This is a genomic window from Pedococcus bigeumensis (assembly GCF_006438965.1).
Taxonomy (GTDB): Bacteria; Actinomycetota; Actinomycetes; order Actinomycetales; family Dermatophilaceae; genus Pedococcus; species Pedococcus bigeumensis_A.
Genome location: NZ_RCZM01000006.1, coordinates 285,629 through 307,209 on the forward strand (window position 1 = coordinate 285,629; position 21,581 = coordinate 307,209).

Consider the following 21,581-nt stretch of genomic DNA (forward strand, 5'->3'; position numbering starts at 1 on the left):
CCGCACCCCGCCCGTCATGGTGGGGCCACAGGCATGCCAATCGGCGGGCAAGCAAGCCCAGCCCATGAGCAGGTGCGGTCAGCGGGTCGGGGCAGCACCGGTCGAGGCGCGCACCACGAGCTCGGGCCGGAAGACGTACTCCGCCCGCGGCGACGGTTCCCCGGCGATCTCGTCGAGCAGCGCCCGCACTGCGGCCTCTGCCATCGCCTGGACGCTCTGGCGCACGGTCGTCAGCGGCGGGTCGGTGAACGCGATGAGCGGCGAGTCGTCGTACCCCACGACCGAGATGTCCTCAGGCACCCGCTTGCCCACCCGACGGGCCGCCCGGATCGCGCCGAGCGCCATCAGGTCCGAACCGCAGACGACCGCTGTGCAGCCCTTCTCGATCAGCCGGGCTCCGGCGGTGTCGCCGCCCTCGACGGAGAACATCGTCCGCTCGATGAGCTCGTCGACGTCGTCGCGCCCGAGCAGGCTCTTCATGGAGGCGCGGAACCCATCGATCTTGCGAATGACCGGCACGAACCGCTCCGGCCCGACGGCCAGACCGATCTGGGTGTGGCCTAGCTGGACCAGGTGGGTGAGGGCGAGCTCCATCGAGGCGACGTCGTCGTTGGAGATGAACGGTGCGTCGATGCCTTCGCAGTAGCCGTTCACCAGCACGATCGGCAGCTCGCGCTCCCGCAGTTTCGTGTAGCGCTCGGGATCCGTCGTCACGTCAGCGTGCTGGCCCGAGACGTAGATGATCCCGGCGACGCCGCGGTCGAGCAGCATCTGCACGTACTCGTCCTCGTGCACCCCACCGGGCGTCTGGGTGCACAACACGGGCGTGAACTGGTGGCGGGCGAGCGCCGTCTCGATGATCTGCGCGAAGGCCGGGAAGATCGGGTTGGTCAGCTCCGGCACGATGAGCCCGACGAGATCGGCGGTCTTGCGCCGCAGCCGCGACGGCCGGTCGTAGCCGAGGATGTCCAGCGACGTCAGCACCGCCTCGCGGGTCGCCTCGGCGACACCCGGCTTGCCGTTGAGCACCCGGCTGACCGTCGCCTCGCTGACCTCGGCGTGCGCCGCGATATCAGCCAGTCTCGCCTTCATGGCCGCGACGGTAGCAAGAACTTGCAGGCCCGACCGACCACACGCTGCAAGAACTTTCAGGTATGCGGCGAGGTCACCACCCGCCCAGCACCTGCGCAAACGCTTACATGTTGTCTCACCGGGACGGCCCAGCACTGGCGCAACGCCCACCTCTGGGACAGACTGGGCCCACCGCAGACACCGACGTCAGCGGCAGCAGCACCCTTTACAACGGATCGTCCGGCACGTTCCTGCCGGTGAAGGAGAGGCAACGTAGCCATGGCAACAGTCAAGTTCGACGAGGCAACCCGGCTCTACCCGGGCAATGACAAGCCCTCGGTTGACAAGCTCAACATCGACATCGAGGACGGCGAGTTCCTCGTCCTGGTCGGTCCCTCCGGATGTGGCAAGTCCACCTCCCTGCGCATGCTCGCAGGCCTCGAAGAGGTCAACGCCGGCAAGATCTGGATCGGTGACCGCGACGTCACCAACCTGTCCCCCAAGGACCGCGATGTCGCGATGGTCTTCCAGAACTACGCGCTCTACCCCCACATGACGGTCGCCGACAACATGGGCTTCGCGCTCAAGATCGCCGGCGTCGACAAGGGCGAGATCCGCAAGCGTGTCGAAGAGGCCGCCAAGATCCTCGACCTGTCCGCCTACCTCGAGCGCAAGCCGAAGGCCCTCTCCGGTGGCCAGCGTCAGCGCGTCGCGATGGGCCGCGCGATCGTGCGTTCGCCCCAGGTGTTCCTCATGGACGAGCCGCTGTCGAACCTCGACGCCAAGCTCCGTGTCCAGACCCGCACCCAGATCGCCTCGCTCCAGCGCCGCCTCGGTGTCACCACGGTCTACGTCACGCACGACCAGGTCGAGGCCATGACGATGGGTGACCGGGTCGCTGTCCTCAAGGACGGCATCCTCCAGCAGTGCGACAGCCCGCGTCACATGTACGACCACCCGAACAACGTCTTCGTCGCAGGCTTCATCGGCTCCCCAGCCATGAACCTCCTCGAGGTCGAGTCCACCGACGGTGGCGTCATCGTGGGCGACTCCACCGTGGCGATCGAGCGCGACCGGCTCGCCGGCGCCTCGGGCAAGGGCCTGACGCTCGGTGTCCGTCCCGAGGACCTCGAGCTGCGCACCGACGGCCACGGCATCGCCGTGACGGTCGACGTCGTCGAGGAGCTTGGCGCCGACGCCTACATCTACGGGTCGACCAAGGCTGCCCAGCACGTCGACGAGGACGACAGCGACGCACCCGAGAAGCCGTTCATCGCGCGGGTCGACGGTCGCAACCCCCCGGCCAAGGGTGAGACGGTCTACCTCGCTCCGAAGGTCGGACACGTGCACCTGTTCGACGCACAGTCCGGCCTGCGTCTCGGCGACTGACCGAGCACGACGACAGACCAAGCAAGGTATGCCGGGTGGCCGGCTCCCATTCGCGGGGGCCGGCCACACCGGTCTTCCCACCCGGACCGACCGACGCCGCACCCGGCGCCGCTGGGAGCATGAGACGTGGCACTCCAGATCACTGCGGCACGGCCTGACCCGGCACTGCTCGACCTCCCGTGGGAGCTCCCCCTCGAGACTTGGCCCGAGGAGCATCTCGCCGCCCTACCCCGTGGCATCTCGCGGCACGTCGTCCGGTTCGTCAAGCTCTCGGGTCGGGTGCTGGCGGTCAAGGAGATCAAGGCCGACATCGCGGTCCGCGAGTACCAGATGCTGCGGATGCTGGGACGCCTCGACCTGCCGTGCGTCGTGCCGTTCGGCGTCGTCAGCGGCCGCGAGGCCACCGGCGGCTCACCCCTTGACGCCTGCCTCATCACCCGGCACCTCCAGTTCTCGCTGCCCTACCGCGCGCTGTTCAGCCAGTCGCTGCGCCCCGACACCTCGACCAGGCTGATCGACGCGTTGGCGGTACTGCTCGTCCGCCTGCACCTCATCGGCTTCTGGTGGGGCGACGTGTCCCTCTCCAACACCTTGTTCCGCCGCGACGCCGGCGCGTTCGCGGCATACCTCGTCGACGCGGAGACAGGGGAGCTGCACCAGTCGCTGACCTCCGGCCAGCGCGACCACGACCTCGAGATCGCCCGCGTCAACATCGCCGGCGAGCTGATGGACCTCGAGGCCGGCGGATTCCTCGAGGCCGGCGTCGACCCCGTCGACACGTCCAACCGCATCGTCACGCGCTACGCCGAGCTGTGGGACGAGCTCACCGGCGTGCAGCGGTTCGAGAGCGGCGACCGTTGGCGCGTCGACGAGCGGATCCGCCGTCTCAACGAGCTGGGCTTCGACGTCGATGAGCTCGCCATCTCCACCGACATCGGTGGCACCACCATCCAGATCCAGCCCAAAGTCGTTGACGCAGGCCATCATTCGCGTCGTCTGCTGCGGCTCACCGGGCTCGATGTCGAGGAGAACCAGGCGCGTCGGCTGCTCAACGACCTCGACTCCTACCGCGCCGGCAGCGACCGCCAGAACGATGACGAGGAGATCGTGGCGCACGACTGGCTGGCCAAGATCTACGAGCCGATCACCCGCACGGTCCCCCGGGACCTGGCCGGCAAGCTCGAACCTGCCGAGCTGTTCCACGAGGTCCTCGAACACCGGTGGTACCTCTCAGAACGCGCCGGCCACGACATGCCCATCGAGGACGCGATCCGCGACTACGTGTCGACAGTGCTGCCGAGCAAGCCCGACGAGGCGACCGTGGTGGGCGTGGACACGGTCGAGATGCCGGTGGTCGCGATGTTCGACGACACGGGCGACGCTCCGAGACCGACCCCTCGCCGTTAGCCACCCTGACCCCACAGCCGGCGCTAGTCTGACCGTCGCCAGCACCACCACGACGCGCGCCGACTCGCAGGGGATCCGATGACCGACCAGCCGCAGCACCCGCCCGCACCACAGCAACCCCAGCCCGAGCCCCAGCCCGAGCCCCAGCTACCCGCCTACGGGGCCGCCACGGGGTACGCCGGCCCACCGGCATACGGCCACCCCGCACCCTGGGGGCCGCTCGCCGGGTGGGGCACTCGGGTGCTCGCGATGATCGTCGACAGCCTGCTGTCGCTGATTGGGCTGATCCCCTACATCGTCGGCGTCGTCCTCGTCGTCGCCGGACTGCCTGACTCGTCGTCCTACGAGACGACGGCGGGTCCGTCTGCGGACGAGACCAACACGGGACTGGTCATCGCGGGAGTCATCCTCGCGATCATCGGGCTCCTCGGAATGCTCGCCATCCAGATCTGGAACCGGGCGTTCAAGCAGGGCCGGACCGGCCAGAGCGTCGGCAAGAAGGCGATGGGCATCAAGCTCGTCGACGAGCACACCGGGCAGCCGATCGGCGCCGGGATGTCGTTCGTTCGCGACCTGGCCCACACGCTCGACGGGTTCTGCTACATCGGCTACCTCTGGCCCCTCTGGGACGACAAGCGCCAGACCTTCGCCGACAAGATCCTCGGCACGGTCGTCGTCGAGACACCCAAGAGCTGACCGACTCCGACAGGCTCAGGCCGGCGACAACCAGGTCCAGCCGGGGAAGTTCCGCAGGGCCCAGAACGCGAGCACGAGGGTGAGCAGCCCGTAGAGCAGCGCGGGGGGTGCGGCCCAGGTTCGCGGCTGGCCCCGCCACAGCCGTCGAGCCCAGACGACCCAGCCGACGGCCAGACCGACCAGGGCGATCACGGTGAACGGGTTGCGTGAGAGGGCGCCATCGAGGTTGCCATGAGCCAGATCATGGATGGCGCGCAGCGACCCGCACCCCGGGCAGTAGTAGCCGGTCAGGGCAAGGAACGGGCAGGTCGGGTAGTGGCCAGACTGGTTCGGGTCGACTGCCGCGATGACACCGACGACGGCAGCCGCGGCAAGTCCCACGAGGGCAGGACCGCGCAACGCCCCGCGACGAGGTGCCGTCGGCACGTGTGTCACGGAGCGTTGCGGGGTGTCCTTCATGGTGGGCATCAGCCTGTTCAGACTCCCGCAGAGTCCTTGATGGCCGGATAGATCAGGGTGAAGTAGATGACGCCCCAGACCAGGCCGACGATGGCCGTGATGATGGTCCACTGCTTCGCCTTGGCCGACGAAGCCTGGGCACCAGCCGCATCGCCGGCGCGCCACTTGCTGTTCACCTGGGTAGCGAACACGATGGCGGCGATGCCGGGAGGCAGGCAGCAGAAGATCGTCGCGAGGATGGCGAAGACGAGGTAGTTCTTCGGCGGGGTGCCACCCACCACCGGGCCTTCGTTGTACCCGGGCGCGGAGGGCGGAGGAGGCGGCGGAGGCGGGGTTCCGTAGTCAGACATGCGGGTGTTCCCTTCGAGTGTGCGAGCGCCGCTCCCCCATGGGCGCGACAGGGCGAAACGCTAGCGGATTTGTCCCCGTTTGCGGCTCAGGCGGGCGAGAGCCAGGTCCAGCCGGGCACATTCCGACCCACCCAGTACACAGCGATCAGGGTGGGCAGCACGAACTGGATCCAACGCGGCCACGGAAGGGGCCGATCGCGACCTTGAAGCGCCAAGAGCACGGATCGTTCCCACAGCAACGCGGCGACCGCAAGGGCGAGGACGGTCGCCGGATTGCGCTGAAGTGCCGTCCCGAGGTCGCCGTGCGCGATGGCGTGCAGGCACCTGAGCGTGCCGCACCCCGGGCAGAAGAAGCCTGTCGTGTACAGGAACGGGCAGGTCGGGTAGTGACCCGACTCGTTGGGATCCACCACGGCGGCGATGCCCACCACGGCGCACACTCCGGCCGCTGCGACCAACGGGCCGCGCAACCGTCGACGCAGCGACTGCTTCGCAACGGTACCGGGCAACGCGGTCATCCCCGCATTCTCCACGACTGCGACAGGACGATGGCCCGCGCCCACCTCTGCGGACGCGGGCCCATCGAGACTGTCAGTTGGAACTCAGGAGCCCGACGCCACCGAGGGCGATGTTGGCGATGAACCCGACCGCCCACAGCGCCAACGCGATGATCGAGATGATCTTGGCGGTGTTGGCCTTGCTGACATTCAGGCCCTGCGCGTGGCCTTCGCGCAGGATGGTGTTGGCGGTGATCAACGTGTAGATGGCCAACGGACCACAGCAAAGAAGGCCGACGATGCTGAGGATGAGGGTCGTCTGAGCCTTGGGGTGCTCTCCGCCACCCATGGCGCCGGGGTAGCCCTGGACGGGCGGCGGAGGCGGCGGCGGGGTGCCGTAGTCAGACATGCAGGAGTTCCCTTCGAGGTTTGCGAGCGCCGCTCCCCCATGGGCGCGACGGGCGAAACGCTAGCGGATACGCCCTGTCGCGTGGGTCAGATCGCCCGACGTCTCGCCACTTCGTACAGCGCGACTCCCGTGGCGATCCCGGCGTTCAGCGACTCGACGGCCGACGACATGGGGATCGAGACGATCTGGTCGCAGTTCTCCCTGACCAGCCGCGAGAGCCCCTTGCCCTCCGAACCGGTCACGATGACGATCGGCTCGGTCGCCAGCTCGAGATCCGGCAGCTGGACGTCACCCTCCATGTCGAGCCCCAGGATGAAGAACCCGGCCTTGCGGAACTCCTCCAGCGCGCGGGTCAGGTTCGCAGCGAGCGCGACCGGGACGCGGGCGGCAGCCCCGGCAGACGTCTTCCACGCGCTCGCGGTCATGCCGACCGAGCGGCGCTCGGGCACGACCACTCCGTGGCCGCCGAACGCCGCCACAGACCGGATGATGGCGCCGAGGTTACGAGGATCGGTGATCCCGTCCAGCGCAACGACTAGGGGTATGCCGGGTGCTTGCGGATTGATGAAGTCGCTGGGGTGCGCGTACTCGTACGGCGGGACCTGCAGGGCCAGGCCTTGGTGCACCGCACCGTCGGTGAGCCGGTCCAGCTCGCCGCGCGGGGTCTCCAGGATCGCGATGCCCTTGGCCGTCGCGGTTTTGAGCGCCTCACGGACGCGGTCGTCCGAGTCGATCCGGCCGGCGACGTACATGGTCGTCACCGGGACGTCGGCACGCAGCGCCTCGACGACCGAGTTGCGACCGGCGACGATCTCGCTGGACGCCTTGCCCCGACGCGAACCGCCACGGCTGGCGCTGGGCCGGGCGCCCGGCTTGGAGCCGCTGCTGCCGGCGCGCTTCTCGGCCGCCGTGGCCATCCGGTTGGCCTTGTGCTTGGGACGTTCCTCCGCCTTCGGGGTCGGTCCCCTGCCCTCGAGACCGCGTCGGCGCTGTCCGCCCGAGCCGACCTGCGGACCCTTCTTCGACGCGCCCTTGCGGATCGCGCCACGTCGCTGGGAGTTGCCAGCCATGGGTGTTCCTCTCAGCTTTCGCGGCGGGAGAGCGACCAGTTCGCTCCCGATGCCGTGTCTTCGATGACGATGCCGGCCGCGCCCAGCTGGTCGCGGATCGCGTCAGCCGTGGCGAAGTCGCGGGCCGCCCGGGCCGCGGCGCGGGCCTCGAGCTGCACCTGCACCAGTACGTCCAGGGCGTCCTGCGCATCGCCGGCTCCGGTGTCGCTGCCGCCGCCCCAGTGCGGGTCGAGCGGGTTGACGCCGAGCAGGTCGGTCATGGCGACGACGGCGGCGAACGCCGTCGCGAGCGCCTCGTCGTCACCGTCGTCGATGGCGGTGTTGCCTGCCCGGACGGTGTCGTGGACCACGGCGAGCGCGCCCGAGACGTTCAGGTCGTCGTCCATCGCCGCGGCATACAGGGCGGGCACGGTGCTGTGGTCGGGTGTCGTGGACGTGCCCTCGGGCAGTGCCCGCAACGCCCGGGTGAGGAAGCCCTCGATCCGCTCGACGGTCGCTTCCGCCTCGCGCAGCGAGCCCTCGTGGTACTCGATGGTGGAGCGGTAGTGGGCGGCGGTGAGGTAGTAGCGCAGCGCCAGCGGGCGGGCGACCTTGGTGACCTCGGAGACGACCAGGCTGTTGCCGAGCGACTTGCTCATCTTCTCGCCGCCGACAGTGACCCAGGCGTTGTGCAGCCAGTAGGTCGCGAAGCCGAGGCCGGCCGCGTGCGACTGGGCCTGCTCGTTCTCGTGATGGGGGAACCGCAGGTCGACGCCGCCGCCGTGGATGTCGAACGCGTCGCCGAGGTACTTGCGCGCCATCGCCGAGCACTCGAGGTGCCAGCCCGGGCGGCCGGCGCCGAACGGCGTGGCCCACGACGCGGTGGCGGGCTCGGACTCCTTGCGGCCCTTCCAGAGAGCGAAGTCACGGGGGTCACGCTTGCCGCGCGGGTCGGCGTCCTCCGCGGCCTCCATGTCATCGATCTTCTGGTGGGTCAGCGAGCCGTACTCGGGGAAGCTCTTGACGTCGAAGTAGACGTCACCACTCTCGTCGGTCGCCGCATAGGCGTGGCCCTTGCCGACGAGGGTCTCCATCAGGTCGACCATCTCCGGGATGTGCCCGGTGGCGCGCGGCTCGTAGGTCGGGGGCAGCACACCGAGCGAGTCGAGCGCAGCCGCCGTGGCGATCTCGTTGCGGTAGGACAGCGCGAACCACTGCTCGCCGGCGTCGGCCGACTTGGCGAGGATCTTGTCGTCGATGTCGGTCACGTTGCGGACCAGCGTGACGTCGTAGCCGTAGCGGCCCTCGAGCCACCGGCGCAGCACGTCGAACGCGACGGCGAACCGCACGTGACCGATGTGGGGCGCGCCCTGCGTCGTGAGTCCACAGATGTAGAGGCCCACCCGACCGGGTTCCAGTGGGGTGAAGTCGCGCAGCTCGCGCGCGGCGGTGTCGTGCAGGCGAAGACTCACGGGCGCAAGGCTACCTGCGGGACCACCCACCCACCGAAACGGCGAATGGCGAGCACCGCGCGGCCTACAGTGGGCGGACATCGGCGAGAGGGGACGGACAGATGTGGGTACTCGGAACCTGGCTCAGCCTTGTCCCGGGAGTGCTCTACCTGCTGATCGCCGCGGGCGGCATCGTCGCCGTCGTGCGCAGCGGCAGCGGCGAGGTGTGGGCCCGGCTGGCGCTGCTCGGTCTCGGCTTGCTGGCGATCGGCCAGCTGTGCAGCTTCGCGCTGAACGGAGCCGTGCTGAGCGGGACCTACCCGCCGAACATGGGCATCTACACGGCCATCAGCCTGGTGGGCATCCTCGCGCACTTCGTCGGCTTCGCGCTGCTCGTCGCTTCAGCACTCTCCGGCCGCGCCCTCAGCGTCCGGCGTCGAGCCACTCCTGAAGGTGTGGTGCCTCCGCAGCGATGACCGTGGCGTCGCCGTGCCCGGTCAGCACCACCGTCTCGTCGGGCAGGGTGAGCAGCCGGTCACGGATCGACTCGATGATCGTGGGGAAGTCGCTGTAGGACCGCCCCGTCGCACCCGGCCCGCCGTTGAACAGCGTGTCACCGGTGAAGACCACATCGAGCGCCGGCGCGTAGAGCGAGCACGAGCCGGGCGTGTGGCCGGGCGTGTGGATGACGTGCAGGTCGACGTCGCCGACCGTGATCACCTGCCCGTCGGCCAGGTCGACGTCGGGGGTGACGGGGTACAGCTCATCCCAGAGCATCCGGTCCGCGGGATGCAGGTATGCCGGGGCGCGCGTTCCGTCGCACACCTCGGCGACCGCGTTGATGTGGTCGTTGTGGGCGTGCGTGGAGATGACAGCGGTGACCCGGCGCTCGAGGTCGATCGACTTCACGATCTTCCGACCGTCGTGGGCGGCGTCGATGACGACGCACTCCTTGTCGTCGCCGACCACCCAGACGTTGTTGTCGACCGCCCAGCTGCCACCGTCGAGCTCGAAGGTGCCGGACGTGACGATCCGGTCCACCCGGACGCCGCCCGCGGACGGTGTGATCGCCGGCATACCCGCGTCGTTGCCCTGCTCGCTCACAGGACCACCACGGACCGCAGGACCTCGCCGCGTTCCATCTTCTCGAAGGCACCCTCGATGGCGTCGAGCCCGATCCGCTCCGACACGAACGCGTCGAGGTCGAACCGGCCCTGCCGGTAGAGGTCGACCAGCATCGGGAAGTCGCGGCTCGGCAGGCAGTCGCCGTACCAGCTGGACTTGAGCGCGCCACCACGACCGAAGATCTCGATCATCGGCAGGGTGACCTGCTTGTCCGGCGTCGGGACACCGACGAGGACCACCGTGCCGGCCAGATCTCGGGCGTAGAACGCCTGCTCGTAGGTCTCCGGCCGACCAACCGCCTCGACCACGACGTCGGCGCCGAAGCCACCCGTGAGCTCACGGATCCGCTCGACCACGTCCTCGGTCCCGCCGTTCACCGTGTGGGTGGCGCCGAAGGACTTCGCAGTCTCGAGCTTCCGGTCGTCGACGTCGACGGCGATGATCGTCGTCGCGCCCGCGATCGAGGCACCGGCGATGGCGGCGTTGCCGACACCACCGCAGCCGATGACGGCGATCGAGTCGCCGCGACCGATGCCCCCGGTGTTCACGGCGGCGCCGAAGCCGGCCATCACGCCGCACCCCAGCAGCCCGACGGCGGCCGCGTCGGCCTCCGCGTCGACCTTGGTGCACTGGCCGGCGGCAACGAGGGTCTTCTCGATGAAGGCGCCGATGCCGAGCGCGGGGCTCAGCTCGGTGCCGTCCTCGAGGGTCATCTTCTGCTTCGCGTTGTGGGTGTTGAAGCAGTACCAGGGCTTGCCCTTGGCGCAGGCGCGGCACTGTCCGCAGACGGCACGCCAGTTGAGGATGACGAAGTCGCCGGGCGCGACGTCGGTGACGCCAGCGCCGACCGACTCTACGACCCCGGCGGCCTCGTGGCCGAGCAGGAACGGGAACTCGTCGTTGATGCCGCCCTCGCGGTAGTGCAGGTCGGTGTGGCAGACCCCGCAGGAGTGGATCTGCACGACGGCCTCGCCCGGTCCGGGGTCGGGCACGACGACGTCGACGAGCTCGACGTCGGCCCCCTTGCTGCGGGCGATGACTCCCTTGACGGTCTGCGGCATGCGTTGCTCCTTAGTTGAGGGGCCGGACGAGCGCGGTCGCGATGGCGGCGATGCCCTCGTCGCGGCCGGTGAGCCCGAGCCCATCGGTGGTCGTCCCGCTCAGCGACACCGGGGCCCCCACGCACGCTGTCATGGCATCCTGCGCTTCGGCGCGGCGGGGGCCGATCTTGGGCCGGTTACCGATCACCTGCACGGCCACGTTGCCGATCTCGAACCCGGCAGCCCGCACGATCCCGGCGGCCTCGCCCAGCAACGTCAGCCCGGACGCCCCCTCGAGCTCGGGTCGGTCGGTCCCGAAGTGCACCCCGAGGTCGCCGAGCCCGGCGGCGGAGAACAGCGCGTCACAGGCTGCGTGGCACGCGACGTCCGCGTCGGAGTGGCCGTCGAGACCACGCTGCCCGGGCCAGTGAAGACCGGCCAGCCACAGCTCGCGGTCGCCACTCCTTGCGAACGCGTGCACGTCGACCCCGACGCCCGTGCGCGGCATACCGGAACTCACCATGACCCCATCCAACCATTCGGGCGGACGGACCCGGCCATCGGAAAACCCGTCGAGCTGGGCCGGCAGCTCGCACTAGCGTTGGCGCGCATGACCGCTCCCGCCGCCCCCTCCCCGACGCCCCTGACCGTCCCCGTCCTCAGCGACGAGCTCGTCACGCTGCGACCGCACGAACAGGACGACCTCGATGCCGTCTACGAGCGGTGCATCGACCCGGTGACCCAGCGGTTCACGACCATCCCGCTGGAGTACACGCGGGAGATGGCCCAGGAGTACCTCGCCGGCCTCTTCGAGCCATCGGCCGGGCGCATCTCGTGGGCCATCGAGGTCGACGGCTGCTATGCCGGGTCGATCGACCTGCGCGCCCTGCCCGTCGACGACGGCGCCGGCGACCTCGGGTACGTCACCCACCCGGCGTTCCGTGGCCGCGGAGTGATGTCCGGGGCGGTCCGGCTCGTGGCGGCGCACGTCTTCGACACGCTCGGCTGGCAGCGGGTCCGCTGGCAGGCGCACGCCGGCAACTGGGGCAGCGCGAAGGCGGTCTGGCGAGCAGGCTTCCCCGTGCCGACGTTCGTGCCGGACCTGCTCATCGAGCGCGGCCAGATGATCGACGGCTGGATCAGCACCCTGCACGCCGATGCCACCCGTGAGCCGGTCGCTGCGTGGGACGAGGTGCGCGCGGCCCTGTCCTCGTCGATCTAGTCGCCGAGATGGCGCTCGGCGGTGGCGAGGTCGTCCGGCGTCGTGATCTTGAAGGCCAGCCGGTCTCCCTCGACGACCCGCACGTGGCCGCCCATCCGCTCGACCAGCGCCGCGTCGTCGGTGGCCTGCTCGCCCGAGGCGTGGGCGTGCACCAGCACCTCGCGCAGGAACGCCTGCGGGGTCTGAATGGCGCGCAGCGTGGCGCGGTCGGGAGTGGCAGTGACCCGCCCGGCAGCGTCGACCACCTTGACGGTGTCCGAGACGGGTATGCCGGGCACGACAGCAGGGTGCCCGGAGCGCACCTCGTGCACGAGGCGGGAGAACAGGCTCGCGGGAGCGAGGGCGCGGGCGGCGTCGTGGACCAGGACGATGCCGTCTCCCGGTCGCAGCGCCGCGAGGCCCGCGGCCACGGAGTCGGTGCGTTCGGCGCCACCGGCGACCACGTCGACATCGCCGGGACGACTGCTCCGGGACGCGATCGCGCCCGCCTCCCTGAGATGGGAAGCGGGCGCGACCACGACTACGTGTGAAACCTCAGGCGCCGTCATGGCGCGCTGGATGGCGTGCTCGAGCAACGGCATACCCGCCAGGACCACGAAGGCCTTGGGCTGGGCGGCGCCGAGCCGAGTGCCTTGCCCTCCAGCGACGAGGACGACGGCAACGCTCAGGAGGCGAGCACCTCGTCGAGGATGGCCTCGGCCTTGTCCTCGTTCGTCTTCTCGGCAAGCGCGAGCTCGGAGACGAGGATCTGGCGAGCCTTGGCGAGCATGCGCTTCTCGCCGGCCGACAGGCCACGGTCCTTGTCACGACGCCACAGGTCGCGGACGACCTCGGCCACCTTGATGACATCGCCGGAGGCGAGCTTCTCGAGGTTGGCCTTGTAGCGGCGCGACCAGTTGGTCGGCTCCTCGGTGTGGGGGGCGCGAAGGACGGCGAAGACCTTGTCCAGGCCCTCCTGTCCGACAACGTCCCGAACGCCGATGTCCTCGCAGTTGTCTGCTGGGACCTCGATCGTCAGGTCGCCCTGGGCCACCTTGAGCTTGAGGTAGATCTTCTCCTCGCCCTTGATCGTGCGGGTATTGATTTCTTCGATGAGTGCAGCCCCGTGGTGGGGGTACACGACCGTCTCGCCGACCTTGAAAACCATGTGCTGTTTTCCCCTTTCGCGACTCTCAGAATATCACGCCACGCCGACGTCACGAAAGCCGACGAGAATGCGTTTGCGCAGGTCAGGGGCATGCAAAGGCCTTGCGGGGCAACGATTTCGGTCTTGACAGAATGGCTACTTCCGTGCAACGCGCAAGGGTGCGCACTCCCGGGCACACGGCTGGCAGGTGGCCGCTAGGCTGTCCCCGTGATCCGCCGAACCCCGCTGGCCCCGCGTTCCGGAGGCCGTTCCACCAGCCCGCGACCGTCCCTGCGACACATCCTGCCGGTGGCCGTGGCCTGCGCCGCCCTGGCGCTGTCGGCCTGCCAGACGCAGTCACCGATCCAGACGGACGTCACCTACGTCCCCGCCGACGGTGTGCCCGTGGACCTCGGCTCGGTCCAGGTGCGCGACCTCGTGGTCGTCAGCGGTGGCAAGGACAAGCCCGGCGTGCTCTCCGCGTCGGTCAGCAACACCAGCGGTGAGGCACAGCGGCTCGCATTCGCGCTCCCGCAGGCCCAGCCCGTCTATGCCGAGGCCCCCGCCTACTCCGAGCGCCGCCTGTCCGACGCGAGCCAGGTGCAGCTGCCCGACGTGCCGGTGAGTCCCGGCGATGTCGTCCAGCTCAGCGTGCAGTCGCAGAACCGACCGGCCGTCCTGGTCCTCGTGCCGGTGCTTGCCGCCAGTGGCTACTACGCCAGCCTGGCGCCGACCGCTCCGCCGGCGACGAGCACCGCGACCGCAACGGCCACCGCCACCCCCTGATCACCGACGCCTGACCAGCGGCTCCTGACCAGCCCCCATGGTGACCAGTTCCGCCGTGCTGCGCCCGTCTCAGTCGCTCTCGAACTTGTAGCCCAGTCCCCGCACGGTCACGATGTGCCGCGGGTCGGCCGGGTCGGGTTCGATCTTGGCGCGCAGCCGCTTCACGTGGACGTCGAGGGTCTTGGTGTCGCCGACATAGTCGCTGCCCCAGACCCGGTCGATGAGCTGCATCCGGGTGAGCACGCGCCCGGTGTTGCGCAGCAGCATCTCGAGCAGCTCGAACTCCTTGAGTGGCAGCTGCGTCGGCTCGCCGGAGACGGTGACGATGTGGCGCTCGACGTCCATCCGCACCGGACCGGCCTCGATCGTCGCCGGCAGCAGGTCCTCGGGCTCGGCGAGTCTGCGCAGCACAGCCTTGATCCGGGCCAGCAGCTCGCGGGAGGAGTACGGCTTTGTCACGTAGTCGTCCGCGCCGATCTCGAGGCCCACGACCTTGTCGATCTCGCTGTCCTTGGCGGTGAGCATGATGACGGGGACGTTTGACCGCGACCGGATCGCACGGCACACCTCGGTGCCTGACAGGCCCGGGAGCATCAGGTCGAGGAGCACGAGGTCGGCACCCGACCGGTCGAAGTCCTCGAGCGCCTCGGGGCCGGTTTCGGCCACGGCGACTTCGTAGCCCTCCTTGCGGAGCAGGTAGGACAAGGGGTCCGAGAACGAGATCTCGTCCTCGACGACCAGGATGCGCGTCATGCCTGTGGTGCTCCTTGGGTGGTGGGCGATGGGTATGCCGGGTGGTCGGGTGACGAGGCCACCTGGTTGGTTTGGCTGCCGGTGCGGTCGGCTGCGGCGGGCAGGCGGATCGTGAACGTCGAGCCGCGCCCCTCCTCGCTCCACACGTCGACGTCGCCGCCGTGGTTGGCGCAGATGTGCTTGACGATGGCCAGGCCCAGACCGGTCCCGCCGGTGGCGCGCGACCGGGCGTCGTCGACGCGATAGAACCGTTCGAAGATGCGGCCCTGTTCGTCGGCCGGGATGCCCTGCCCCTGGTCGGTCACGGTGATTTCGACCATCTCGCCGACGAGGCGGCCACCCACGGCCACCCGGGTGCCGGCTTCGGAGTAGTTGACGGCGTTGCCGACGAGGTTGCGCACGGCGGTGACGAGCAGGTCCTCGTCGCCGAAGACCTTCAGGTCCGGGGCGCAGGCCTCGGCGATCTCGATCTGCTTCGCGTCGGCGCCGACCCGGGAGTAGTCGATGGCCTCGTGGACGGCGGCGGTCACGTCGACCAGGCGGGGTTCATGCAGCGTGTCGGCGACCTGCAAGCGGGACAGGTCGACGATCTCCTTGACCAGCTGGGCCAGGCGGTGGCTCTCCACCTGCATCCGCGAGGCGAACCGCTCGACGGCCTCCGGGTCGTCCTTGGCGTCCTGGATCGCCTCGGCCAGCAGGCCGAGTCCTCCGACGGGGGTCTTCAGCTCGTGGCTGACGTTGGCCACGAAGTCACGCCGGACCTCCTCGACCCGACGGGCCTGGGTGTGGTCCTCCACGAGGAGCAGGACGTGGTCGCTGCCCAACGGGGCCACTCGGGCCTGCATGAACGACCGGGCCTGTCCGAGGGGACCGCGGGACAGCTCGAGCTGGGACTCGCGGATCACACCGTCGCGACGCACCTGTCTGGCCAGATGGCGCAGCTCGCGGTGAACCAGCTCCTTGCCCCTGACCAGGCCGTAGGCGGTCGCGGAGGGCGAGTTGTTGATCACCTCGTCTGCGGAGTCGACGACGATCGCGCTGGACCGCAGGACGGCCAGGACGTCGGCGACGCCTGCGGGCAGCGCCGGGACGGGCACGGTCGGCGGCATACTGGTCTGCTGGCGCTCGGAGTAGCGCACGGCGACCACGGCCAGGGCGCCGGTCAGGAGCCCGGCGAACCCGGCCAGGACAGCAGCGCTGGTCGCATCCACACCATCAATGTACGGGGCGCCGAACCGCCTTCCGAGCACGAAACGACACGCCGGTGCACGGCCGTACCCAGATGTTCACCTGAGGTCACCCGATCGTTCACTGCCTCGTGGGAGCCTCGGCTCGCACGCACCACCGCACCCATCGGTGCCCACAACCCTAGGGAAGCAATGCGCAACGCCTTTCACGAGGACCTGGACACCATCTCCGACCAGCTGGTCGAGATGACACGGCTGGCCGGGTCCGCCATGGCCCGAGCCACCACGGCGCTGCTCGACGCCGACATCCAGCTCGCCGAGTCGGTCATCGACGCCGACAAAGAGCTCGACCGGATGCGCGAGGGCCTCGATGCCCTCTCCATCGACCTGCTGGCTCGCCAGCAGCCGGTCGCCACCGACCTCCGCATGGTGGTCACCAGCATGCGGATGAGCGCGGACCTCGAGCGGATGGGCGACCTCGCCCGGCACGTCGCCAAGGTCGCCCGGCTGCGCTACCCCGAGTCCGCGGTGCCGGCCGACATCCGCGCCACGATCCTGCAGATGGGCCAGGTGGCCGAGCGCATCGTCGCCAAGTGCGGACAGGTCATCGCGGCCAAGGACGTCGAGGACGCCAAGACCCTCGAGCGCGACGACGACGCGATGGACGAGCTGCACCGCACGCTGTTCAGCCACCTCATCGACGGGACGTGGAAGCACGGCACCGAAGCTGCGGTCGACATGACCCTGGTGGGTCGCTACTACGAGCGGTTCGCCGACCACGCGGTCTCGGTCGCGCACCGCGTCGTATACCTGGTCACCGGCGAATGGGATGTCGCCGAGGACCACGAGGAGCAGGAGGACCGCAGCCCCGGGCTGCGGTGACCACGGCTCCCTGGATGAGGGGCCCGGTATGCCGTGGGGGCGGCACACCGGGCCCCTTTCTCTTTTCGTCCCTCCCGGCTCTCAACCTGCGGCACACTGACCCGCGTCTAGAGGTCATGAGCATCGTTGCTGCCGTCGGGGGAGGGTCGCCGTGGAGGCCACGGAGGAGGAGTTCGCCCGCTTCGTGCAGGCGCGGTGGGGCGAGCTGGTCCGCACGGCCTACCTGCTGACCGGCGACCGCGGACGCGCGGAGGACCTTGTCCAGCAGGTGCTGGTCAAGGTGCACCGGCGGTGGGCCCACATCGCGACGGTCGAGTCCCCCTACGCCTACACGCGGGCCGCGCTCGCCAACGAGTCCGCATCCTGGTGGCGCCGCCGCCGGGTGGCCGAGACGCTCGGCGACGTCCCGCTGCACGCCGACCGGGCCCCGGGCGATGCGTATGCCGCCTACGACACCCGCGACGAGCGGCCACGGCCGTGCTCGCGCTGCCACCGCGGATGCAGGCGGTCGTGGTGCTGCGCTACTTCGACGACCTGTCCGAGGCCGACACGGCCGCGGCGCTCGGGATGTCGGTCGGCTCGGTCAAGAGCCAGGCCTCCCGAGGGCTGGAACGGCTCCGCTCCGTTCTTCAGCCCACCGATGACTCCGAGACCAACGGCACCGGCGAGAGGAGCCTGGTATGAGCATCGAGACCCAGCTGCGCGAGGCGCTGTCCGCCCGAGCCGACGAGGTGGGTGGGTCGTTCGACGACCCCTACGAGCGGGTCAGCGGAGCCATCGCGGTGAGCCGGCGTCGTCGTCGGACGGCGGCCATCGCGACTGTCGCGACCGTGGCCGCGCTCGCGGTCGCCATCCCGTCGTTCGCCTGGCAGGGCCGCGACTCGACCACTCCCGCCAAGAAGACGACCATCGTCGTCCCCGGCCCGAACGACCCCCGATGGGCGTCGGTGTCCACCTGGCCGACCCGCGGTTCGCTGGCCGGCGACCGCGCCTTCCTCGCGTCGCTCCACGACGCGGTCGACGCACAGTCCGTGATCTATGCGGGCGACATCGGCGCCGACCGCGTCGTCGTCACGTGGGCCATCGACGCTGAGCAGACGCCCACGGTCACGGTCTACGCCCAGGACCGGGGTGCCGCGGCAGCCGAGCTGGTCAGCATCGCCTCCATGGGCGCGTTCGACGCGTCGTCCGTGATCGTGCGGCGGGACCCGACGCCCGACGGCTGGCTGCTCGTCCTGTCCCCCCCGGGGGTAAGGACCGCCGAGGTCTCTCCGACCGCAGCCATCCGGTCCGACGGCACCGTGACGCGGTCCTGGAAAACCGTCGCCCTGCGGGACGGCGCGGCGGTCGTCGACCTGCGTGGGGCCCCCCTTTCGCTCATCCGTGTCCGGGTCGGCCGCTACGACGGAGGAGTGTCGATGCCGGCCCGCCCCGGGACGATCAACCCGATCGTCGAGGGTTTCTGCGGCAACTGCACGGGCCAGGACTTCCTCGACCATGCCGTGGCGGGCACGAGCTACGACGTGGCCAACACCCTCGGCCTGCGCACGGAGTCCGTCAGCACGACGACCCTGGTTAACGCCACGGTCGACCCTGCCGTGCTGGCCGTCACGTCCCTCGGCGAGGGGAAGCAGGACGGGTCGATTGGCCGGGTGTACGTGGGGCTGACCCGCCTCCCGGGCGGTCAGGTGGTCCGGACCGTCCAGCTCGGCGTCGAGGAGAAGAGCGGCGGCGGCATGTCGATGGCCCCCGAGACGGCGGTCCCGCTCGACGCCGCCACGGCCGAGCAGCGACCCTTCGTGCTCTACGGACCGACTACCGACGCGAAGGCGACCCGCTACCAGGTCTTCGCGCCGAACGCGGCCGGCGTTCGCCTCGTGGGTGACCAGCCCGGCTTCGCGAAGACCGCCAAGAGGCGAGTGGTCGACGGCAGCGCCACCTTCAGCATCGATGAGACCGGGGTCAGTGAGCACCGCCTCGTCGAGACCTTCGACGCGTTTGGCGCCCTCACCGGCACCTGGCCCATCGACCTCCCGAACCGCACCGACCCCTACGACGTCCTGCCCTAGCGGTCGCCCCGCCGACTGGGGCTAGCGGCCCTGGTTGGCGACGGCCGCAGCGGCTTCGGCGGCGGCCTCGGGGTCGAGGTACTGCGCCGGCTCGGTGGGCATGAAGTCGTCGCCGAGGGTGTAGACGAGCGGCTGGCCGGTGGGGATGTTCAGCGCCGCGATGTCTTCGTCGCTGATCCCGTCAAGGTGCTTGACCAGTCCGCGCAGGCTGTTGCCGTGTGCCGTGATGAGCACAGTCTCGCCGGCCCGGAGGTCGTCCTGGATCGGCCCCTTCCAGTAGGGCATGAACCGCTCGATGACGTCCTTGAGGCACTCGGTGCGCGGCACCTCGATGCCGGCATAGCGCGGGTCGCCGGTCTGGTCGTACTCGCTGCCGAGCTCGATGGGCGGCGGCGGTGTGTCGAACGACCGGCGCCACAGCATGAACTGCTCGTCCCCGTACTTGTCCCGGGTCGCGGCCTTGTCCAGGCCCTGCAGTGCGCCGTAGTGCCGCTCGTTGAGCCGCCAGTCACGCCGCACGGGGATCCAGTGCCGGTCCGCCGCGTCGAGCGCCAGGTTGGCCGTGGTGATCGCGCGGCGCAGCACCGAGGTGTGCACGACGGTCGGCAGAACTCCCTTGTCCTTCAACAGCTTTCCACCGTTGACGGCTTCCTCGCGGCCCTGGTCGTTCAGGTCGACGTCGACCCAGCCGGTGAAGAGGTTCTTGGCGTTCCAGTCGGAGTGCCCGTGACGGAGCAGGATCAGCGTGTAGGCCATGCGGACCAGCCTAGCGACGAGCCAGCCGCGCGCTCAGCCGTGGTCTACAGGGTGGTCGAGCAGTGACCGGAACGCTTCGAGGTTGCGCAGTGACTCGCCCCGCGACACCCGCCAGTCCCACTCCTTCTGCATGCTCGTGAGGAACCCGATCGCGAGCAGCTCGTTGAAGTGGGCGTCCGCGGCCTCCAGCACGACGCCCAGGATCTGGTCGAGGTAGGCCGCGTCGACCCCGCCCGCGGGAACGCGTCCGGTCACGTAGACGTCGCCTGCCTTGTCGACCGAGTAGGCGAGCCCCGGCAGTCGCAGGTTCTTGCGCAGCAGGAACCGGTAGAACCGTTCGTGGTTCTCGTCGGGGTTGCGGATGACGAACGCCGACACGGACAGGGCATCCTGGCCGGCCACGAGCGACACGACCGTCTTGAGCTTCTTCTCGCCCGGCAGGGTGAGGACGAACTCACCATCCCGCGCGCCCGGCTCCCACTCGATCCCGGCCTCGGCGAGGAACCCCTCGATGCTGGTCGTCAGCTCGCTCACGGCACGACCGCCGCAGGGATGCCTGCAGCCAGCGACCCGTTCGGGGAGGGGGTGTCCTTGGAGTAGGACCGCGCCCGGCAGGCCTCCACGTAGACCTCGTACAACCGCTCGGTCGTGCGGTCCCAGCCGAACAGGGCTGCATGCGCGACGGCCTTGCGGCTCAGGGACTCTCGCTGCGCCGGATCCACGAGCAGGGACTCGAGGGCCAGCGACCACGTGTGGGGGTCGTGCCCGTCCACCAGGATGCCGGCATCGCCGACCGCGGTCGGCAGCCCGCCGACGTCGGCCGCGACGACCGGGGTCCCGCAGGCCTCCGCCTCGACGGCGACCAGCCCGAAGGACTCCGAGTGCGAAGGAACGGCGACGAGGTCGGCGGCGCGGTACCAGTCGGCGAGCTGCGCCCTGGGCACCGGCGGCACGAACCGCACCTGGGCGCTGATGCCGAGACCCTCGGCCAGCTCCTGCAGGCCACGCGGGTGCGCCAGGCCGGAGCCGGACGGCCCACCGAGCACCGCCACGACGAGCTCCCCTGCCCAGTGCGGGTGCCGCGCCAGCAGCTCCGCGGCGGCCTTGATCAACACCTCGGGTGCCTTGAGTGGCTGGATCCGACCCACGAAGAGCAGCACCCTGGCGTCCTGCGGCAGCCCCACGGCGGCCCGCGCCGCGCGCGTGTCACCCGGCGAGAAGAGCGACAGGTCCACCCCGGGAGGCACGACGACCACCTTGTCGGGCTCCGCGGCATACAGGTCGATCAGCTCGTGGCGCTCACCCAGGGTGTTGGCGATGAGGCGGTCCGCCGCCTCCACGACCTGCACCTCACCGATCTCCCGGCCGGCGGGTTCGGGGGTGTCCCCCTCGGCGAGGTGCAGGTTCTTGACCCTCGCCATCGTGTGCATGGTGTGCACGAGGGGGACCTGCCAGCGGTCGGCCGCCAGCCACCCGACCTGGCCGGACAGCCAGTAGTGCGAGTGGACGAGGCTGTAGTGCCCCTCGGCTTCGTGCGCCCCGGTGCGCATCACCCCGGCGGCGAAGGCGCACAGCTGACCGGGCAGGTCGTCCTTGCCGAGTCCCTCGTAGGGGCCTGCGGTGACGTGGCGGACGATGACGCCCGGCTCCATCTCGACCGTCGGCGGCAGGTCGGCCGTCGTGGTGCGGGTGAAGATCTCCACTTCGACGCCGAGCTTGGCCAGCTGGTGGGCGACCTCGACGACGTAGACGTTCATGCCCCCCGCGTCACCCGTGCCGGGCTGCTCCAACGGTGAGGTGTGGACGCTCAACATCGCGACGCGGTCGATGCGTTCGCAGCAGCCCATGCTTCGAGTC

26 protein-coding genes and 1 pseudogene are annotated in these 21,581 nt (G+C 69.8%); 10 read left to right on the forward strand and 17 right to left on the reverse strand.

Going from position 1 to position 21,581, the window contains the following annotated elements:
• Positions 1–78 precede the first annotated feature (78 nt).
• Positions 79–1,092, reverse strand: a complete 1,014-nt coding sequence (locus EAH86_RS17755) for a LacI family DNA-binding transcriptional regulator (RefSeq protein WP_140743204.1) — start codon at positions 1,090–1,092, stop codon at positions 79–81.
• A 258-nt stretch (positions 1,093–1,350) separates the two neighbouring features.
• Between EAH86_RS17755 and EAH86_RS17760 the strand changes: the two genes are divergently transcribed.
• From EAH86_RS17760 to EAH86_RS17770, 3 genes are all read left to right on the forward strand, one after another.
• Entirely contained in the window at positions 1,351–2,460 is a 1,110-nt protein-coding gene (locus EAH86_RS17760) for an ABC transporter ATP-binding protein (RefSeq protein WP_140743206.1), read from the forward strand.
• 126 nt (positions 2,461–2,586) lie between these two features.
• Positions 2,587–3,867, forward strand: coding sequence for a DUF4032 domain-containing protein (locus EAH86_RS17765; RefSeq protein ID WP_140743208.1), 1,281 nt, complete (start codon positions 2,587–2,589; stop codon positions 3,865–3,867).
• A 78-nt stretch (positions 3,868–3,945) separates the two neighbouring features.
• The gene (locus EAH86_RS17770; RefSeq protein WP_140743210.1) at positions 3,946–4,563 is read left to right on the forward strand and encodes an RDD family protein; all 618 of its coding nucleotides are present in this window, start codon (positions 3,946–3,948) and stop codon (positions 4,561–4,563) included.
• A gap of 15 nt (positions 4,564–4,578) precedes the next feature.
• Here the strand turns inward: EAH86_RS17770 and EAH86_RS17775 are convergent, their stop codons facing one another.
• The 6 genes from EAH86_RS17775 to cysS form a co-directional block, all read right to left on the reverse strand.
• Positions 4,579–5,031, reverse strand: coding sequence for a DUF2752 domain-containing protein (locus tag EAH86_RS17775; protein WP_140743212.1), 453 nt, complete (start codon positions 5,029–5,031; stop codon positions 4,579–4,581).
• An 8-nt stretch (positions 5,032–5,039) separates the two neighbouring features.
• Positions 5,040–5,372: a CD225/dispanin family protein gene (locus tag EAH86_RS17780; protein ID WP_140743214.1), complete on the reverse strand. Its 333-nt coding sequence runs from the start codon at positions 5,370–5,372 to the stop codon at positions 5,040–5,042.
• An 86-nt stretch (positions 5,373–5,458) separates the two neighbouring features.
• Positions 5,459–5,890 (reverse strand): DUF2752 domain-containing protein, encoded by a 432-nt coding sequence (locus EAH86_RS17785; protein ID WP_140743216.1) that lies wholly within the window; start codon positions 5,888–5,890, stop codon positions 5,459–5,461.
• 73 nt (positions 5,891–5,963) lie between these two features.
• The gene (locus EAH86_RS17790) at positions 5,964–6,278 is read right to left on the reverse strand and encodes a hypothetical protein (protein WP_140743218.1); all 315 of its coding nucleotides are present in this window, start codon (positions 6,276–6,278) and stop codon (positions 5,964–5,966) included.
• Positions 6,279–6,364: 86 nt separating this feature from the next.
• The gene (gene rlmB / locus EAH86_RS17795; RefSeq protein ID WP_140743220.1) at positions 6,365–7,348 is read right to left on the reverse strand and encodes a 23S rRNA (guanosine(2251)-2'-O)-methyltransferase RlmB; all 984 of its coding nucleotides are present in this window, start codon (positions 7,346–7,348) and stop codon (positions 6,365–6,367) included.
• 11 nt (positions 7,349–7,359) lie between these two features.
• Complete coding sequence (gene cysS, locus EAH86_RS17800) at positions 7,360–8,799, reverse strand: cysteine--tRNA ligase (protein WP_140743222.1); 1,440 nt, start codon at positions 8,797–8,799, stop codon at positions 7,360–7,362.
• 101 nt (positions 8,800–8,900) lie between these two features.
• On the opposite strand from cysS, the gene EAH86_RS17805 reads away from it, so the two are divergent.
• On the forward strand, positions 8,901–9,254 hold the full coding sequence (locus EAH86_RS17805) for a hypothetical protein (RefSeq protein ID WP_140743224.1): 354 nt from the start codon (positions 8,901–8,903) through the stop codon (positions 9,252–9,254).
• Here the strand turns inward: EAH86_RS17805 and EAH86_RS17810 are convergent.
• From EAH86_RS17810 to ispF, 3 genes are read right to left on the reverse strand one after another with little or no spacing between them, the layout of a single operon-like run.
• Positions 9,202–9,855 (reverse strand): MBL fold metallo-hydrolase, encoded by a 654-nt coding sequence (locus tag EAH86_RS17810; protein WP_140743392.1) that lies wholly within the window; start codon positions 9,853–9,855, stop codon positions 9,202–9,204. The genes EAH86_RS17805 and EAH86_RS17810 overlap by 53 nt on opposite strands.
• Positions 9,856–9,878: 23 nt before the next feature.
• Positions 9,879–10,964 (reverse strand): S-(hydroxymethyl)mycothiol dehydrogenase, encoded by a 1,086-nt coding sequence (locus EAH86_RS17815; RefSeq protein WP_140743226.1) that lies wholly within the window; start codon positions 10,962–10,964, stop codon positions 9,879–9,881.
• Positions 10,965–10,974: 10 nt separating this feature from the next.
• Positions 10,975–11,466, reverse strand: a complete 492-nt coding sequence (gene ispF / locus EAH86_RS17820; RefSeq protein WP_140743228.1) for a 2-C-methyl-D-erythritol 2,4-cyclodiphosphate synthase — start codon at positions 11,464–11,466, stop codon at positions 10,975–10,977.
• An 87-nt stretch (positions 11,467–11,553) separates the two neighbouring features.
• Between ispF and EAH86_RS17825 the strand changes: the two genes are divergently transcribed.
• The gene (locus EAH86_RS17825) at positions 11,554–12,165 is read left to right on the forward strand and encodes a GNAT family N-acetyltransferase (protein ID WP_140743230.1); all 612 of its coding nucleotides are present in this window, start codon (positions 11,554–11,556) and stop codon (positions 12,163–12,165) included.
• Here the strand turns inward: EAH86_RS17825 and ispD are convergent.
• Positions 12,162–12,833, reverse strand: coding sequence for a 2-C-methyl-D-erythritol 4-phosphate cytidylyltransferase (gene ispD / locus EAH86_RS17830; RefSeq protein ID WP_140743232.1), 672 nt, complete (start codon positions 12,831–12,833; stop codon positions 12,162–12,164). The genes EAH86_RS17825 and ispD overlap by 4 nt on opposite strands.
• Entirely contained in the window at positions 12,830–13,312 is a 483-nt protein-coding gene (locus tag EAH86_RS17835) for a CarD family transcriptional regulator (RefSeq protein WP_056922091.1), read from the reverse strand. The genes ispD and EAH86_RS17835 overlap by 4 nt, the downstream gene beginning before the upstream one ends.
• Before the next feature lie 207 nt (positions 13,313–13,519).
• Between EAH86_RS17835 and EAH86_RS17840 the strand changes: the two genes are divergently transcribed.
• On the forward strand, positions 13,520–14,077 hold the full coding sequence (locus tag EAH86_RS17840; RefSeq protein ID WP_140743234.1) for a hypothetical protein: 558 nt from the start codon (positions 13,520–13,522) through the stop codon (positions 14,075–14,077).
• A gap of 69 nt (positions 14,078–14,146) precedes the next feature.
• On the opposite strand, the gene EAH86_RS17845 is transcribed toward EAH86_RS17840, so the two are convergent.
• The gene (locus tag EAH86_RS17845) at positions 14,147–14,830 is read right to left on the reverse strand and encodes a response regulator transcription factor (protein WP_140743236.1); all 684 of its coding nucleotides are present in this window, start codon (positions 14,828–14,830) and stop codon (positions 14,147–14,149) included.
• Positions 14,827–16,041 (reverse strand): sensor histidine kinase, encoded by a 1,215-nt coding sequence (locus EAH86_RS17850; protein ID WP_140743238.1) that lies wholly within the window; start codon positions 16,039–16,041, stop codon positions 14,827–14,829. Before EAH86_RS17850 ends, EAH86_RS17845 begins: the two co-directional genes overlap by 4 nt.
• Before the next feature lie 168 nt (positions 16,042–16,209).
• Between EAH86_RS17850 and phoU the strand changes: the two genes are divergently transcribed.
• The 4 genes and pseudogenes from phoU (at position 16,210) to EAH86_RS17865 (ending at position 18,968) form a co-directional block, all read left to right on the forward strand.
• Positions 16,210–16,899, forward strand: a complete 690-nt coding sequence (phoU, locus tag EAH86_RS17855) for a phosphate signaling complex protein PhoU (RefSeq protein ID WP_140743240.1) — start codon at positions 16,210–16,212, stop codon at positions 16,897–16,899.
• Positions 16,900–17,083: 184 nt separating this feature from the next.
• Positions 17,084–17,221: pseudogene (locus EAH86_RS20865) on the forward strand (SigE family RNA polymerase sigma factor); the annotation flags it as partial.
• Positions 17,222–17,376: 155 nt separating this feature from the next.
• Positions 17,377–17,583 carry a sigma factor-like helix-turn-helix DNA-binding protein gene (locus tag EAH86_RS20700; protein ID WP_241668440.1) on the forward strand — a complete coding sequence of 69 codons (207 nt, stop codon included), beginning with the start codon at positions 17,377–17,379 and terminating at the stop codon, positions 17,581–17,583.
• Complete coding sequence (locus tag EAH86_RS17865; RefSeq protein ID WP_140743242.1) at positions 17,580–18,968, forward strand: hypothetical protein; 1,389 nt, start codon at positions 17,580–17,582, stop codon at positions 18,966–18,968. Before EAH86_RS20700 ends, EAH86_RS17865 begins: the two co-directional genes overlap by 4 nt.
• A gap of 21 nt (positions 18,969–18,989) precedes the next feature.
• On the opposite strand, the gene EAH86_RS17870 is transcribed toward EAH86_RS17865, so the two are convergent.
• The 3 genes from EAH86_RS17870 to mshA are packed head-to-tail and all read right to left on the reverse strand — an operon-like array spanning position 18,990 to position 21,571.
• Positions 18,990–19,724 (reverse strand): phosphoglyceromutase, encoded by a 735-nt coding sequence (locus EAH86_RS17870; RefSeq protein WP_140743244.1) that lies wholly within the window; start codon positions 19,722–19,724, stop codon positions 18,990–18,992.
• 33 nt (positions 19,725–19,757) lie between these two features.
• Positions 19,758–20,258, reverse strand: a complete 501-nt coding sequence (locus tag EAH86_RS17875) for a YbjN domain-containing protein (protein ID WP_140743246.1) — start codon at positions 20,256–20,258, stop codon at positions 19,758–19,760.
• Positions 20,255–21,571 carry a D-inositol-3-phosphate glycosyltransferase gene (gene mshA / locus EAH86_RS17880; protein WP_140743248.1) on the reverse strand — a complete coding sequence of 439 codons (1,317 nt, stop codon included), beginning with the start codon at positions 21,569–21,571 and terminating at the stop codon, positions 20,255–20,257. The genes EAH86_RS17875 and mshA overlap by 4 nt, the downstream gene beginning before the upstream one ends.
• Positions 21,572–21,581: the final 10 nt, after the last annotated feature.